This is a genomic window from Komagataeibacter sp. FXV3 (genome assembly GCF_015155755.1).
Lineage (GTDB): Bacteria > Pseudomonadota > Alphaproteobacteria > Acetobacterales > Acetobacteraceae > Komagataeibacter.
Map to the genome: position 1 here is coordinate 30,982 of NZ_VWPI01000006.1, position 15,623 is coordinate 46,604.

Annotated in this window: 12 protein-coding genes; 3 read left to right on the forward strand and 9 right to left on the reverse strand. The window is 58.6% G+C overall.

The annotated features are described in order from the left end of the window. Nucleotides 1-6: 6 nt before the first annotated feature. From F1542_RS00620 to F1542_RS00660, 9 genes are all read right to left on the reverse strand, one after another. Complete coding sequence (locus F1542_RS00620) at nt 7-963, reverse strand: PDR/VanB family oxidoreductase (protein ID WP_193731300.1); 957 nt, start codon at nt 961-963, stop codon at nt 7-9. After that, nucleotides 950-1,993, reverse strand: a complete 1,044-nt coding sequence (locus tag F1542_RS00625; protein WP_193731301.1) for an aromatic ring-hydroxylating dioxygenase subunit alpha — start codon at nt 1,991-1,993, stop codon at nt 950-952. The genes F1542_RS00620 and F1542_RS00625 overlap by 14 nt, the downstream gene beginning before the upstream one ends. A 30-nt stretch (nt 1,994-2,023) precedes the next feature. After that, the gene (locus F1542_RS00630; protein WP_227672327.1) at nt 2,024-2,776 is read right to left on the reverse strand and encodes a GntR family transcriptional regulator; all 753 of its coding nucleotides are present in this window, start codon (nt 2,774-2,776) and stop codon (nt 2,024-2,026) included. 115 nt (nt 2,777-2,891) lie between these two features. Further along, a complete protein-coding gene (locus tag F1542_RS00635; protein ID WP_227672328.1) occupies nt 2,892-3,782 on the reverse strand; it encodes an alpha/beta hydrolase in 891 nt (296 codons plus the stop codon). Then, the gene (locus F1542_RS00640; RefSeq protein WP_193731302.1) at nt 3,779-5,032 is read right to left on the reverse strand and encodes an amidohydrolase/deacetylase family metallohydrolase; all 1,254 of its coding nucleotides are present in this window, start codon (nt 5,030-5,032) and stop codon (nt 3,779-3,781) included. The genes F1542_RS00635 and F1542_RS00640 overlap by 4 nt, the downstream gene beginning before the upstream one ends. A gap of 160 nt (nt 5,033-5,192) precedes the next feature. Continuing rightward, complete coding sequence (locus F1542_RS00645; RefSeq protein WP_193731303.1) at nt 5,193-6,557, reverse strand: MFS transporter; 1,365 nt, start codon at nt 6,555-6,557, stop codon at nt 5,193-5,195. 14 nt (nt 6,558-6,571) lie between these two features. Then, nucleotides 6,572-8,242, reverse strand: coding sequence for a GMC oxidoreductase (locus F1542_RS17390; protein WP_193731304.1), 1,671 nt, complete (start codon nt 8,240-8,242; stop codon nt 6,572-6,574). Nucleotides 8,243-8,289: 47 nt separating this feature from the next. Beyond that, nucleotides 8,290-9,228, reverse strand: a complete 939-nt coding sequence (locus tag F1542_RS00655; RefSeq protein ID WP_193731305.1) for a sugar phosphate isomerase/epimerase — start codon at nt 9,226-9,228, stop codon at nt 8,290-8,292. Between the two features lie 35 nt (nt 9,229-9,263). Beyond that, nucleotides 9,264-11,390: a TonB-dependent receptor gene (locus F1542_RS00660; RefSeq protein ID WP_227672329.1), complete on the reverse strand. Its 2,127-nt coding sequence runs from the start codon at nt 11,388-11,390 to the stop codon at nt 9,264-9,266. A gap of 832 nt (nt 11,391-12,222) precedes the next feature. On the opposite strand from F1542_RS00660, the gene F1542_RS00665 reads away from it, so the two are divergent. The 3 genes from F1542_RS00665 (at nt 12,223) to F1542_RS00675 (ending at nt 15,518) form a co-directional block, all read left to right on the forward strand. Then, the gene (locus F1542_RS00665) at nt 12,223-13,272 is read left to right on the forward strand and encodes a LacI family DNA-binding transcriptional regulator (RefSeq protein ID WP_193731307.1); all 1,050 of its coding nucleotides are present in this window, start codon (nt 12,223-12,225) and stop codon (nt 13,270-13,272) included. 78 nt (nt 13,273-13,350) lie between these two features. Then, nucleotides 13,351-14,409, forward strand: coding sequence for a sugar phosphate isomerase/epimerase (locus F1542_RS00670; protein ID WP_193731308.1), 1,059 nt, complete (start codon nt 13,351-13,353; stop codon nt 14,407-14,409). Next, the gene (locus F1542_RS00675; RefSeq protein ID WP_193731309.1) at nt 14,406-15,518 is read left to right on the forward strand and encodes a Gfo/Idh/MocA family protein; all 1,113 of its coding nucleotides are present in this window, start codon (nt 14,406-14,408) and stop codon (nt 15,516-15,518) included. The genes F1542_RS00670 and F1542_RS00675 overlap by 4 nt, the downstream gene beginning before the upstream one ends. The last annotated feature ends 105 nt before the right edge of the window (nt 15,519-15,623 follow it).

Genomic DNA, 15,623 nt, shown 5'->3' on the forward strand with positions numbered 1-15,623 from the left:
TACCCCTTACAGGTCCAGCACAAGGCGGGGCGTGCGGCTGCGTGAACAGCAGATAATCATCCTGCCCCGGCTATCATGCAGTTGCGCGCTACGCACGCTGTCGCGGTGCAGGGGTTGGCCTTCCAGCACGATGGTCTCGCACGCGCCACATATGCCTTCCTCGCACGAATACGGCACATCTATGCCCGCTTCCGTCACCACCTCCAGCACGGAGCGGTCGGCCGGCACGTGCAGTTCACGCCCCGAACGCGCCAGAACCAGTGTAAAGGCGTCTCCCCCGGTTTCGTCCCCCTGCATCGGGGCGGCATGGAAACGTTCGACATGAACGGTTTCAGGCGGGAAACCGGCAGTTGCCAGCGCCAGTTCCGCCAGCATCCGTTCCGGCCCGCAGCAATAGATTTCGCTGCCCGCCACGATATTCCCCACCACATCGACCAGCCGGGGGCGGGTGGCATCACCGAAATGCAGCGTGACATCAGGCCGCTGTTCAAGGCGACCGACAAACAGGGCATGTTCGCGGCTACGGCACCAGTAATGCAGATGGACCGATCGCTCCAGTTTACGCAGCCGTTCATACATAGGCAGCAGCGGTGTAATACCCACGCCACCGGCCAGCAGCACAGTATGGGCAGCATCCTCGCGCAAAGCAAAGGCATTGCGGGGCGGGCTTATGGCAAAAATCATGCCTACACGCGCATGGTCGTGCAGCCAGCGTGAGGCCCCCCGCCCCTCCGCTTCGCGCTTGACGCCAATGGTATAGGGCCGGGTGGACAGCAGCGAGTACTGCCGGACAGTTCCGTCGGGCAGGTGCAGGTCGATATGCGCCCCCGGCGTTGCGGGGGGGAGCGGATTTCCGTCAGGGGCTTCCAGCGTGAAGGTCCACAGATCCCGCGCGCCGAAGGTAATAGTGGTCAGCCGGACGGGTATCGTGCCGTCCGGCGCTGCGGGGTCAGTAAACGCCATAGGTAATGCCCATGCCCTTGATCCATGCACGGTATTTCTGTCCCAGCAGGTCACTGCGGTGATGCAGTTCCTGCCGCAGGTCCACGGGAATGCGTTCAGGGCGCTGGGTATCGACAATGGCCGCATCCTGCGCATAGACCAGATCCTGCCTGCGGCGAACGTCTTCCACGGTGGGTTGTGGATCGAAATTCGTGGCGCAGCAGATACGGATGATGCTGGTCTGTTCATCCACGATCTGTGCCGTAAGATAGGTACAGAAACGGTCGGCCTCGTTGCCTTCATGCTGGCGCGCGGGATCGGAAATGATCAGGCGCTTTTTGAAATACGCGACCAGCGGGCGAAAACATTTATAGGCATAATAGGCGATAACGGGCACCTGCCGGGGATCGCCATAGGGCTGTGTCACGCGTACCTCGGACGTGAAGAGGCCATCGGCGGTTTCCTCCACCTCATAGGGCGGGATGGGATCGGGATTGTCATAAATGCCGTTCACGCCCGCATGGACAAAGGGAAAATGGCTGGGATCCATGAAGTTTTCGACCGCACGATAGCCGGACCGGAAACGGTAGGGACCGCAGTTCACTTTCTGGTACGCCGGGTCATCCCATTCGGGAAAGACGGGAATATCACGCGCGGGCGTGCCCGTGCACACCCATATGAATCCGTAGCGTTCGTGCACATGGTGGGTAATGGCCCGGGCCTTCTTCATGGGCTTTTCGCCCGGTGCGGCCGGGATCAGGATACAGGTGCCGCATCCATCATATGTCCAGCCGTGATACGGGCAGATGACGGTATCATTGCGCACGAACCCCTTGGACAGCCGCGCGCCACGGTGGATGCACAGGTCGTCCCACGCATGCACCTGCCCATCGGTTGCGCGCCACAGCACGAGGTCACGTTCCATAAGGGTGACGGCTACCAGGTCGCCCGGCGTCACGTCTGTTGAAAAACCGACGACATGCCAGTCATTCAGCAGCGCCGCATCCTGACAGCCCTGCAGGTCTTCACTGATATTCTTGACAACATTCATGATACGTCACTTCCACGCCGAAGCAGTTTTCTATTGCGAGACGACGGACGCACTGCCTGCCGTGGCCACGGCCTGCGCCATCTGGTGATAGGTGATTTTCTTGATTTCGGTCCGGGACGCACCGATATGCGCCCGGATCAGACCTTCCGCCGTTGTGGCGCAAGGATTGTCCAGTGCCCGTATGATGGCCGCATGTTCGTCATAAGTGGCGGCGATCCGGTCGGGATTTATGAAATCCAGCCGCCGGATCACGCGGATGCGGTCGGTCAGGCGGGTAAAGGAGCGCAGCATTTCCGCATTGCCTGCAAGACGCACCAGCGTGTGGTGGAAGGCTTCGTCCGCTTCGGCCACCAGCAGGCCATCCGTCTGCCGCGCCGCGTGTGGCACGTCCCATACCGCGCGCAGGGTGGATAGGTCGGGGCGGGACGGCTGCGCGCACAGGCGGTGGATGGCGATGACCTCAATATCCGTGCGGAAATCATACAGGTCACGGTAGTATTCCAGATCGACCGGCCTGACCTGCCAGCAGGAATGTCCCCCCACGTGCTGCACGAACCCCTCATGCGCCAGCAGGTGCAGCGCCAGCCGTAACGGCGTACGGGACACCTGTAGGACAGCCGTCAGTTCATGTTCCGAATAACGCTGTCCCGGCGGCATGCGGAAATCGACGATTTCCCGCTTGAGGGTTTCGTACGTCCCCTGCGCCAGTGTGCCGCGCGCGCCGTCCGGCTTCACGAACGGCATGATGGAGGTCACGTTTATGTCGGAAATCTCATCGGTCATACTTGTTTCCTTTTCGGGAATCCACGTGATATCCAGTTTGGGATCCCAAATTACATCCAGGCGGAATGAAAACAAATCGAAACGTTTTCTGTCAATCAGATCCTGTGGTTTTTTTTTACGGAGTATCCTGATCATGGGCGTTATCCTGCCCGTCCACCATGGACATGAGGAGCGTGGCGGCGTGAACCAGCACGCCATCAGGTTGGCGCAGGCCATCAAGAATGCTGAAATGGTCCGCCCCCGGCACAGGCAGCAGCATGCCCGGCGCATGGCTGGCCGTACGGTAATCATGGAAGGCGCGGCTGTCCCCGCTCAGCGCGGACAGTTCCCTCGTACCATACACGATCCCCAGCGGCTTGGGTGAAATGGCACGCCGCAGGGGGGACAGGTCCATGATCTCATCATCCGTAAGACGCAGCGCGTCATTGAGCCATGTGTCGCGCAGGGGACCCAGTTCAAATATGCCTGAAATCGCAAGCCCCGCCGCGATGGACGGATGATCCAGCGCCAGTGCCGACAGCGTGGCGCCAGCCGACCACCCCGCGACAAGAAACGGTCCCGATATGCCCATCGCCCCGCCATAACGGGACAGCCAGTCAATGGCCGCATCGACTTCAGCCACAATCCGGGACAGGGAGGCCTGTGGCGCCAGCGTATGACCAGGCATGGCCACGGACCAGCCCAGCGCCTGCACGCCCGTGACAAGGGCCGCGAAATCCTCGTGCCGGTTCATTTGCCAGTAACCGCCATGGATGAATATCAGGCATGGCATATCCGGTCGCGTGCCGGGATAGAGCGACCAGCGGTTACGCTCCCCCGCGCCATAGGCCTGATCGGGTATGGGTTGCATGACCTGTGCCGAAGCCACGCGCAACGCTGCCATGTAGGCTCGGCTGCCTGGCACCGCGCCGGCATTGTCATAGGCCGCATTGCGTTCGCGCGCACTCAGCATGCCCCAGTCACGCATGGGCGCGGCAGCGGGGTCCGTATCAGCCCGCACCATCATGACAGCGGCGGGATCAGGGGACTGTCGGCCTCGAAGCGCTTGCCCGCCCGCAGGCAGAACGCGGGCATGAACATCCGTTCCGTCTGCATGGTGAACCTGCTGTTATCCGTCATGGAGAACTGGCCTTCGTGCAGGTCGAGGACGGAAATATCCGCCTCCCTGTCCACCTGAAGGGACCCGATCTCATCTTCCATACGCAGCATGCGCGCGGGGTTTGAGGTGACGGTTGCAATGACCTCCTCCATTCCAACCCCCAGCGCCAGCAGCTTCGACATAGCGTTGGTCAGGTTGAAGGGGGCAACGCCAAAAAAAGGATTGCTTTCCCGCACGTCATCGCTGCCGCCCTTGGGCAGGCGGACATTATAGCCATGCATGTCCGCCCCCAGCGTATAGGGATGGATACCGGCATCAATAACGGTCCGTGCCATTTCGAAGGAAAAATGCGATCCATGCCCGACATCGACCGTCACCCCGCGTTCCAGCGCGGCCCAGACCACCGGATGGACCTGTCCCGTTTCGGTGGAGATGAAGCCACCCGGATGCCGGGTGAAGGGATGGGCCAGCACGTCGCCTTCCTCCATAATCGGCACAAGTTCACGCACGATTTCATCCGGCTCGATATCGGGTGCATCATCCGGCATGGGCCATAGCTGACCCAGATGAATATACAGCGGAACACCGGCCTCCCGCGCGATCTCCTTGCCGATGCGGATCACTTCCAGCCCCCAGCGGGAAACGCCACCAATTTCGGCATGCGCCTTGATGCCGCGCACCAGATCCCTGTTTTCCCGCGCAGCGCGGACCGTATGTTCGATATTTGTCTGTCCGGGACCATAAAGTTCCGGGTACAGGTGCCCTTCCAGCCCGCCCACCAGATAGGCGGACAGAAAGCACAGCACCCGGCTGTCCGACGGTTCGGCAATGAAATGCCGGAACCCGCCAATGGTCATGCAACTGGGGCCTCCCTGGTCCACCAGCGTGGTCACACCAGAACGCACGCCAACCAGATCCGCCTCCAGCCCGAAGCGACCCGTCACATGCTGGTAGATATGGGCGTGGGTGTCGATCATGCCCGCAATGACGATCTGGCCGGACACGTCGGTTACATCACGCGCTGTCGCGGCCGGGTCGATGTGGGGTGCGATGGCGATAATGCGTCCGTCCCTGACCCCGATATCGGCAATGCCGTCATATCCCGTCATGGGATCGATCACTCGACCGCCACGCAACAAGGTATCGAATTCTGTCATCAGACCCCTCCCTTTTCAATTACTCAGTATGCTGAGGGTTTTTATAGAAAGCAACACATGATCCGGATTCGCAACAATTACCGATTCTCACACTGATTTTTACAAAGAAACGAAATGCACGGCGCCGCGCCAGCCATCAGGCTTGGCCCGATGGCGCGTTTCAGGCAAGGCTTCTGTCACGAGTTTTATGCAGCAGCCCGTACAGGATAATCCCCTGCCCCACCAGCGCTACGGCCGGCAGCCAGACAAACCCCATACGGATCCAGAACGCGATATCGGGATTATCGGCATTTCCGGTCGGTGTGTAATGTCCCATCCTGAGGAACCAGACCAGAATGAAGCCCCCAATGGCCATGGAAACCTTGCTGACCAGCGTATTCAGTGCGTAGGCCATGCCCGCCATGCTTTTTCCATGCCGGATATGGCCATGTTCAATCGCATCCGCCAGCAGGACATAATATAGTGGTGAGGCAAGGCCCGTCACGATACTGAACAACGCGAACGTAAAGATGATCCCCCACGTTCCCCCTACGCTGTTGCCGATACAGATTTCGCAAGTGGCCTGCACAATCACGGCCCCTACGAAAGCATGCTGGTAACCGCGCCACCGGCATGCCACCGGCGTCAGCAACGCCCCGATGAACCAGCAAACGGTGGCAAGCGTTAGCAGCATGCCCCCCAGCGTGGCCGATCCATGCAGTACGATGCGGGCATAATAGACTGCAAAACCACTGGTTGCGGCAATACACAGGAATTGCAGGAAAACAACGGCATTACTGATATGCCACAGTCCGTTGCGCATCAGCCCGGACAGCAGTTCCGGCAATGATGTCCGGCGCCCCGGCAGGGGATTGCGGATAATGCAGCCACGATAGACCATCCGCCACAACAGGCTGCCCAGTATTGCCAGCAGCAGGACATAGATCGTGATGCCCGTGCGCTGCTGGGTGGGGTCACTTCCCCCGCCCAGAAAATTGATGGCGGGAATGGTCAGCAGCGCAATGATGAACTGGCCCGCGTAACACCCCATCATGCGGAACGCATTCAGGCCGATCCGTTCATCGGCCCGGGTGGTCATGAGATTACCCAACGTACCGTATGACGTATTGATACCCGAATAGACCGCGCCGAAAATGATATAGGACAGGCAGGCCCAAATGACTTTGCCTGTGTCGGAAAATGGCAGCGGCAGGAAACACATGAAGGCCGAAATGCCAAACGGCACACTCAGCTTGCCAATGAAAATACTTATGATCCCGCCGCCCCTGCGGTCGATCAGGTAACCTGCCAGTGGATCACATATGGAATCAAATATCCGCGCAACCAGCAGGATCCACCCGACATCCGCCAACGGCAGCCGGTAGATGTCCGTGTAATAATACAGCAGATAGGATGCCGTCATTCCCCACATCAGATTGGATGACAGGTCACCACAACCATATGCAATCTTTTCACGCAATGTCACCGGAACCATGTCGCTGACGGGTGGCGTGTCATCGCAGGGCGGTGTTGCCAAGGCCTTCATGGGGATTATCCTTGTTATAGCCGGCCGGCCTTATATTCCTGCGCCAGATGGACGCATGCCCGTACTGTCATGGCCATGACGGTCAGTGTCGTACCAAGTGTCCCTCCACTGGGAAAGCTGCTGGCGTCGGTCACGACCACATTAGGCGCGTCCCAGCACTGGTTATACGGGTTGAGCACCGATACCTTCGGGTCCGTGCCGATACGCGCGCCCCCGCTTTCATGAATGGCGGCCCCCATGACCATGCTTTTGGGGAACATATGCCGGATCAGCATCCGGGCCAGAAAATTACGATTCGGGTATAGTCCCGGCCCGCGCTCCTCCAGCCCCAGCGGCGATGCCCAGAAGTGGACGGTACCGCCGCTTGCCTCGATCATCCGGGCGCAGTCCCTGATCTGGCTTTCCAAGGTCGCGCGTTCGGGCGCCTGCACAGCGCAGCGGATATGCGGCAGGGGCATTTTCCAGCGGTCCGTCCGCTTCGGGTCCAGACTGACGCGGTTGTCATAATGGGGCAGCATTTCCCCAAATCCCATGATGGAAATCAGCGTGGACTGCGCCGATGACGGGCCACCATAGCGATCAATCGATCCCTGGAACGAATATCCATGCGCGTAGGGATGCGGATTGCCGGGGTCCGTATGTCTGTAACGCGGGATATAGAACCCGCCGGTCTTGCCATAAAACGGGTGGTCGGGCAGTTCGGTCGCTTGCCCCGTGGCATTGGCGCGGGGAAATGCCCCGAACATGAGCGATGCGCACTGGTCCATGTAATAATGGCCCAGTTGTCCCGTGCTGTTACCAATTCCGTCGGGATGTCGCGCACTGCGGGAGTTGAGCATGATGCGCAGCGTCTCCACCGGTGATGCGCACATGACCACGGCACGGGCTGGGATATGCGCCGCCTGCCGTGTCTCGCGGTTGATATAGCGCACGCCGGTCGCCCTGCCCGTCTCAGGGTCCGTCGTGATTTCCTGCACGATCGCATCGGATTGCAGGGTCAGCCGTCCTGTCTCCAGCGCAGCCTTCAGGGCCGGGGGCACGGCCGCACCGTCATGGGGCGTAAAGCGCCAGGCCACGACATGGCGTTCGGGCCATTTTTCCTCAACCGTCTGGCAGAAATATTTCTCCGTAGGGGTCAGGACCGCCGGTTCGGCCATCACGCCGTCAGGCGCGGTCTCCACCGCATCCATATTTCCGTGAATGCCAAGGAAGCGTTCGACCTGTTCATAATAAGGCACCAGATCGGCATAGGAAATAGGCCAGTTCACCCCGCCTGTCTGGTGGCTTGCACCCTTGAAATCATAATCCGACCACCGGAACAGTACCCTGCCGAATACATGCAGCCGCCCGCCGACCTGACGACCCCGTATCCACAGATACGGGGCGTCCTTTGGCGCGGTATACCCATGCGACCAGTCATTCACGAACAGGCGTTTCATCTGTTCATTGAAAAAAGCCACACGCGACTGCAGGTGCTGGCCCGACAGTGTCGCACGGATGCGCGGCATCAGTTGCGCATCACGCGTGGGGCGCTTGCGCGCGATATCCGACAGTTCCTGCTGCGGTATCGACCGGCCCGCTTCTAGCAGGAGGACACGCAGTCCCTGTTCCGTCAGTTCCTTTGCTGCAAAACTGCCCGCCGCGCCAGAACCGACCACAATGACATCATGCGTGTCTGGACTCATCTCAATCTCCATATCTCGTAATAATCCACAACCGGATCGGGGTGCCGTTACTGGCGCGCCAGCATACGGGCGCATGTCTTTCGGGCATGGACAAGGGCAGCGGCAGGATCCTTGCAGGCATCCAGTTCGAGTATGGGGCCACTCAGCAATGGCGCACGCTCCAGCACGTCCGCCCATTGCGCAAAATCAACCACGCCATGGCCCATTTCACAGAAATAGTCCCGGTGGCGTTCATGGATATGCGCATCAATCGGGGTTTCACGCGGCATAGGGCCAAGGGCGTCTTTCCAGTGCGCGGTCACGATACGGTCACGGTGGGCGCGCAGTACCTCGATGGGGTCGGAGCCTTCCAGCGTGATATGCGCACTGTCGGGACATAGCCCGACATAACGTGGATCAGTCAGCAGCATGAACAGTGCAATGTCACGTGACTGGCAGAACATCGTATGCGCTTCGGTATGCAGCGCCAGGGCAATGCCATGTTCCGCAGTCGCCGCGCCAATATGATTCAGCAGGTCCGCCACCGGCAGGGCCGCATGAAGATCGACAAAACATAGCGGCTTGTGCAGGAAAGTCTGGCGCAGCGGCAGTCCGGCCACCAAGATCCGCCCCCCTGTCTGTGACAAGAAACGGGCCGCATCCGTGGCGGAGCGGATCATGTTGTCCCATTGCGTCCCCCGCTCTGCAACCGGCGGGGCCGCTTCGATGTCGGCAAAAAAGGCGGACCATATCTCCAGCCCTCTGCGCCCCAGTTCGTCACGTACGTCCTGTGTCGTACCGAAGGCTTCAATGAGGCCCGACCAGTTGAATGGTGGAAATGTAAGCTCTATCCCCCGGATGCCCGCTTTGTGCAGGGTATCAAGTATGCGGGTCCAGAAATGACGCGGATCCTGTCCGGCCAGTGTGGCGATTCCCTGGGAATCCGGCACGCCCCAGAATGCGGGATTGTAGAATGTAACAAGGTCGGCACCAAAATCAGCAGACATCAGGGTTTTACTTTCGTCAATTACGGCAACTTTGTTCAGAATGACGTGGAAACCGTGCCGGTCATGGAAAAGCGCGGCTCGACAAAGAAGGTATTGGGGGACACTTCATCCGCGTTGGACATCTGCCCGTTCATCAGTCGGACCTGCTGCGCATTGGTCGTGACGCCGGTCGGCGCGGTACGGACGATGGAGCCGGTCAGGTTGGTAAAGTTGAGGCGGAATGTTGGTGATTTCGCAAATCCGATCGGACGGGCGCGGTACCCCAGCGACAGGGTATCGGATACATAACCTGGCATCCGTTCATCACCCGCCAGCGTCACCGACTGGGAGCCGGCATAATGCAGGCTGGCATTGGCGAAGAAGCCCCGGTAATTGTATGTCAGCCCGAAATTGGCCATGACCTTGGGTGACATGACCGCTTCATGTCCCTTGGTGGGAATATAGGATCCATCCAGAGGAATATTTGAGTCCATCGTCGCATGCAGGTATTCGACCGAAGCATACGGGCTGAAACCATGGAACGGCTTTGTCGATACCATAAGATCCAGGCCACGCGCGGTCTGGTTACCCGCATTGATGGTAGCGGACTGCCCTGCCGCGACATAGGTGGTCAGAAGCCGGTTGGTGATGTTGTAGTTAAATAGGGCCAGGTCAACCATGACCAGGTCATTGTGGAAACGGTAGCCCAGCTCCTCCTTGATGGCATACTGGTTACGTGGCAGAGATTCGGTGCGGGGATTGACCGCAAGGTTGGCGGGCGACGGCTGGCGGAAATCGCCTTCCGCATTGATATAGACCTGGTTGTGCGGATCGATCTGGTAACCTACGGCAAAATGCGGCAGCGGTATGCCGGTATTCATGCCCAGACGGTCATGGCTTGTCCCGGTGGCCGAATTGGCGTCCGACATATACCAGTAATTGGTCATGACATATTTCAGGCCCGCTTCCACCGTCAGATGATCATGCAGGTATTTTGCCTGATCCTGCAGGAAAATGGCATGCAGTTCATAGCCCGCGCGCGTGCGGGCAGTGGCCCGTTCGCCGTTGCCATAGAACAGCTGCGTGGCGGTATTGTCCACGTTCGGCATCGCGCCATTCGACTGCGTCAGGTTATTGGGTTCCTTGAAAATCTGGTCGTCGTTTTCATACCAGTAGCCAAGGCTGACACGGTTATGCCGGTCGGGGCGATAGCTCAACTGTGCCACGGCGCCGGTCTGGATGAACATCTGCTGCTGGTAATACGCCGTCACGGCCTGCCCTGCCGCCACCGGGGAACCGTTGCTGGTGAAATACTCGCCACTGGCGGTGGTGCCACCGCTATAGCCTTCGGGGCCGAAGCCGGTATTGAAATAGGGTGTCAGGTCAAATGCGAAACGTGCAGGCAGTTCAATATGGATTGGAGATGAAATCGTAACTTCATTCCAATAACTCATATTGTTGCCCCAATAATTATTATTGGATTTGTCGTAATAGTTCTTCCAGCCAAATCCGTTGCCAGTATGTTTGTAGTCTAGGAACTCCTGTGCGGTGGCATAGTTGTCGACCACGGCGGCCGTGTGGTCCCATGACAGGAAGAATTTGAAATACGATCCATTCTTGAAATTGTCCTGTATGCCGAAATCCACGTTCTTGCGTTCGTTGATTCCCGCACCCATCCATGACCGTGCATGCGTATGGGAAAACGATACATAGGAACGCAGGTTGGTATGACCGATATTGCCGGATTCCAGGCGGATATACTCACGGGACATGTTATTTGTTCCATAGGAGAAATCGACCATGCCGCCCGCCTTCTTCGATGCGTTGTGCGTGACAAGGGACATGACGCCAGCCGCCGATGACGTGGCGGGTAGGTCGGTGCTTGCACTGCCGGGCGTGATGTTGATCGCCTCGATATCCTCGGCGTCAATATCCTGGTTGATGTAGTTGATGCCGGTTGCCGGACCACCATTGATTGTTGTCGTCTGGTCAGCGTCCGTCAGGCTGCGGATTTCGGCAGCACCGGTCACCCCGCCCGTAATGCCGGATGTATTGTTGGTCGCGACGTTCATGCTCGGCACATTGCGGATCAGGTCCACGACCGCAGCCTGCGGCGAGCGCATTTCAATATACTGCCGCCCGACCGTCTGCACCCCGTGCGGCGCGGTTTGTAGCCGCATCATCCCCCCGCCGCCGTCATCGGCATTCCGTCCGGAGGTGACATGAATGTCTTCATGCGGCGCGGGAGGCGCGTTTGCTGCAGGCGATGCCGTCCTGCTTGCAGCCTGTCGCGTCGGGGGATGGCGGGGGGCACTATGACCGGCTGTATCCGTAATCCCCGTCGTGGCAGCAGCAACCGGGTTTCCGTGCGCGTCATGCAGGAAGTAGAATGTACTGCAGAAACTCAGGAGCACGGATCGAAATGTTAAGGTAGAAACCTTCAGGGCCATTTCTGCAAATCCTTCGTCAGAAACCGTTTTCCATCAGAAGACGACATTCACGATTTATTGATAAAAATGTATCAAGGCACGTTTTGTAGAGGAATCTGGAGCCATTACGTTTCACGGCATACGATTGCCGTATCAAGACTCCCCTCCTTCCGTCAATTTCTTTTTCGTAACGATATGCCGATTTTACGGTTTCTATTTAAATAAACCTATGATTTATATGATTTTACTGTCTGTTATATATTTTTCCTATCCAACCAGAACGTTTTTGGTGTTTGTCACACATTTCGGAATCGTTATATGTTTGTATTCACATGGCATTCGTTTGCCAAGTATACATAGAAATATATAACAAACTCAATGAAATGATTATCCGGATAACAGTCCTGTAAACCTGAAATGCCTGTTCCGGCTCCCTGCAACCACTGTTGACCCGAAGCGGTCCTTGGCCCGATTTTTCCTGAACCGTGAAGGCTATCCTGACATGAATGGCAACTCCGCGCCTCTGTTCAATGACCTCGGCGGGATATATCATTGGCAAAACAGCAACAGTGGACGTACGCAGGTTATGGGCAATACGGAAGATGATGTCGGAGCGGCCAGGTCCGGTCGTGTCCGGATTGCCGATATCGCGCGGGAACTGGGGCTAAATCCATCTACCGTCAGCCGCGCCATCTCTAATCCCAACCGCGTCAATCCCGAAACGCACAAACTGGTAGCGCAGACGGCGCGGCGCATGGGCTATACCGCCAATCACCTTGCCCGCAGCCTGCGTACCGGGCGGACCAATACATTACTTGTCGCGGCCCCTTCCCAACCGGGGCTGCCGATATCGCCCGTTGTCATTGATGTGCTGCACGGTATTTTCTTCGAGGCAGGACGGATGGGCTACAGTGTCTTCATCCGTGAAACCGATCCATCAGGCATGGCACCGACCAATCGGCGCCCGCTGAGTGGTCTGGCGGACGGGATCATCAGCATCTCCGGCACCGCCGAGATTATCCAGTCAGGTGGCCTGGCGGCGGAAATGGCGCATCTTCCGCTCATCAGTCTTCTGACTGACCAGACACAGCTGAACATTCCGAGCCTTATCGCCGATGAGGCAGCCGGCCTTTACCAGGCCGCGGATTACCTGATCAGGCAGGGACATGTAAAACTGGCCTATATCGCAGGTCCGCTGGACATATCTGAACATGACAGGCCACGTTACCAGGGCTTCTGCCGGCGGCTGGAAGAAAGCGGCCTGCTGGATGGCCATGTCCGCATTGAGGGGGGCAGCTATGATTTTTCATCGGGGACACGCGCGGCGGAAACATTCCTTGACCTGCCCGACAAACCCACCGCCGTCATCGGCGTAAGTGACGCAGTGGCGCTGGGCTTCATCCGCCGGATCAAGGATGCCGGGCTGCGTGTGCCCGAAGATGTCGCCGTCATCGGTTATGACGACCTTGCCTATTCCGCCTATACCTCCCCCAGCCTGACAACAATATCGCAACCTACGGTTGAAATTGGCAAAGCCGGAACGCGACTGCTGATCGATGCCTGTTCAGGACGCTTTGACCTGAAACCGCAGCTGATCACGATGCCCACCCATCTGGTGCGCCGTGAATCAGCCTGATACCGAATTGCCGCGTACAAGCTGACGGGTCGTTACCGCAGGATTGTACGCCATCTCAGCCAGTCAAGGTAAATAACCATGGAAACAATATTGGGTCCGGGCATTTTCGCAGCCCAGTTCATTGGTCCTGCCCCCCCCTTCAACACCCTTGCAGGCATGGCACGCTGGGCGTCCGCGCTGGGGTACAGGGGCATACAGATTCCCACGCACATTCCTTCCTTCTTCAACCTTGAACTTGCGGCGGACAGCCGGACATACTGTGATGAGGTATCGGGCATGCTGGCCGCCTACGGCATGAAGATTTCTGAACTGTCAACACACATACAGGGCCAGTTGATGGCCGTGCATCCAGCCTACCGGATGGCATTCTCGGATTTCTGCCCGCCGGAACTGAAAGACCGCCCCGATGCATGGCCGCAATGGGCAACGCAGCAGCTTGTGCTGGCGGCGCGCGCGTCATGCAATCTGGGCCTTACGGCGCATGCTACGTTTTCGGGGGCTCTGGCATGGCCATATCTTTACCCATGGCCACCGCGTGCCCCGGAACTGGTCAGCGCGGCGTTTGATGAACTGGCCCGACGCTGGGCACCCGTCCTCAATGCGTTCGACCTTGCGGGAACGGATGTATGCTACGAACTGCACCCCGGTGAAGATCTGCATGACGGGACCAGTTTCGAACGTTTCCTGGATGCGACGGGACAACATCCCCGTTGCGCCATCTTGTATGATCCCAGTCATCAGCTATTGCAGCAGATGGATTATCTGGCCTTCATCGACATCTATCACAGCCGCATCCGGGCCTTCCACGTCAAAGACGCGGAATTCCTGCCATCGGGGCGGCAGGGGGTTTATGGCGGTTACGCAGGCTGGTCTGACCGGGCGGGGCGTTTCCGTTCACCGGGGGATGGGCAGATCAATTTCAAGGGCATCTTCTCGCGTCTGACGCAATATGGATACGCGGGCTGGGCCGTGTTGGAATGGGAATGCTTTCTCAAAAGCGCCGAACAGGGCGCGCGTGAAGGCGCTGCCTTCATCAACAGTCACATGATTGATGCAAGTGGACAGGCGTTCGATGATTTTGCCGCCTCGTCCCCACGGGACAGATCGTATTACAGGCATATGCTGGGGTTGAAATGACACGACTGCACCCTATCCGGCTGGGCATGGTGGGCGGCGCGCCCGGCGGCTTCATGGGCGATGTACACCGTATGGCACAACGCATGACTGGTCGTTTCATGCTGGCCGCGGGCGCATTGTCGTCCGATCCGCAACGCGCCGTGACGGCCGGAACCATGCTGGGGTTGCCGCCTGATCGCAGCTATGCCGACTGGCGTGACATGGCGGCACGGGAAGCTGCACGCCCTGATGGCATACAGGTCGTCAGCATCGTGACCCCCAATTACCTGCACCTACCCGTCGCCCGCGCGTTCATGGACCACGGCATAACCGTCATATGCGACAAGCCGTTATCTGCCGATCCGGCCGAAGCGGAAGCATTTGCCCGCGACATTCCCGATCCCGATGCCCGGTTCATCGTCACCTATACCTATAGCGGTTATGCCATGGTCCGCCATGCACGCCATTTGGTGGCATCAGGTGCGCTGGGCCGGATCCGCATGATACAGGTGGAATATCCGCAGGACTGGATGGCGCTGCCATCATCGGGAAACCTGGGATGGCGACAGGATATACGCCTTGGCGGCGCTGGCGGATGCCTAGGGGATATCGGAACGCATGCACTCCATCTGGCGGAATTTACAAGCGGGCTGGAATGCCGGCAGGTTTCCGCCCTGCTGACCCGGATAGATGAAAATGCTGCCGTGCCGGACAGTGCCCAGCTACTGCTGCGTTTTGCCGATAATGCCACGGGCGGAATGTGGGTCAGTCAGGTGGCCGCCGGGTGCGGCAATGCCCTGTGCATCCGTATATATGGGGAAAAAGCCGCCCTTGGCTGGCAGCAGGAATATCCCGACCAGCTTTCCTTTACCCCATTGGGAAAGGCCACGCAGATCCTTGAACGGGGAAGCACGGATGTGTCCGAACCCGTTTTTGTGCCCCGTGGCCACCCCGAGGGGTACGTCAGCGCCTTTGCACGGCTGTATGATGACGCCGCCAATCTTCTAACCAACCAGCCTGCCCCCCTGCTCCCGCGCTTCAGCGCCGGGTTGCGGGGCATGCGCTTTATCGAAGCCGCCCTGCAATCCAGCAGGAACAACGGGCAGTGGCACGACATTCGCGTCGGTTGATCCCGCGACAGGGTATGGTGGGCGTGTAAGGATCATGGATCCGCGCGCCGTCCGCCCCCACGGGTAGGCGGCGTACCGCCCTTTCCCAATATGAACAATCCCTGC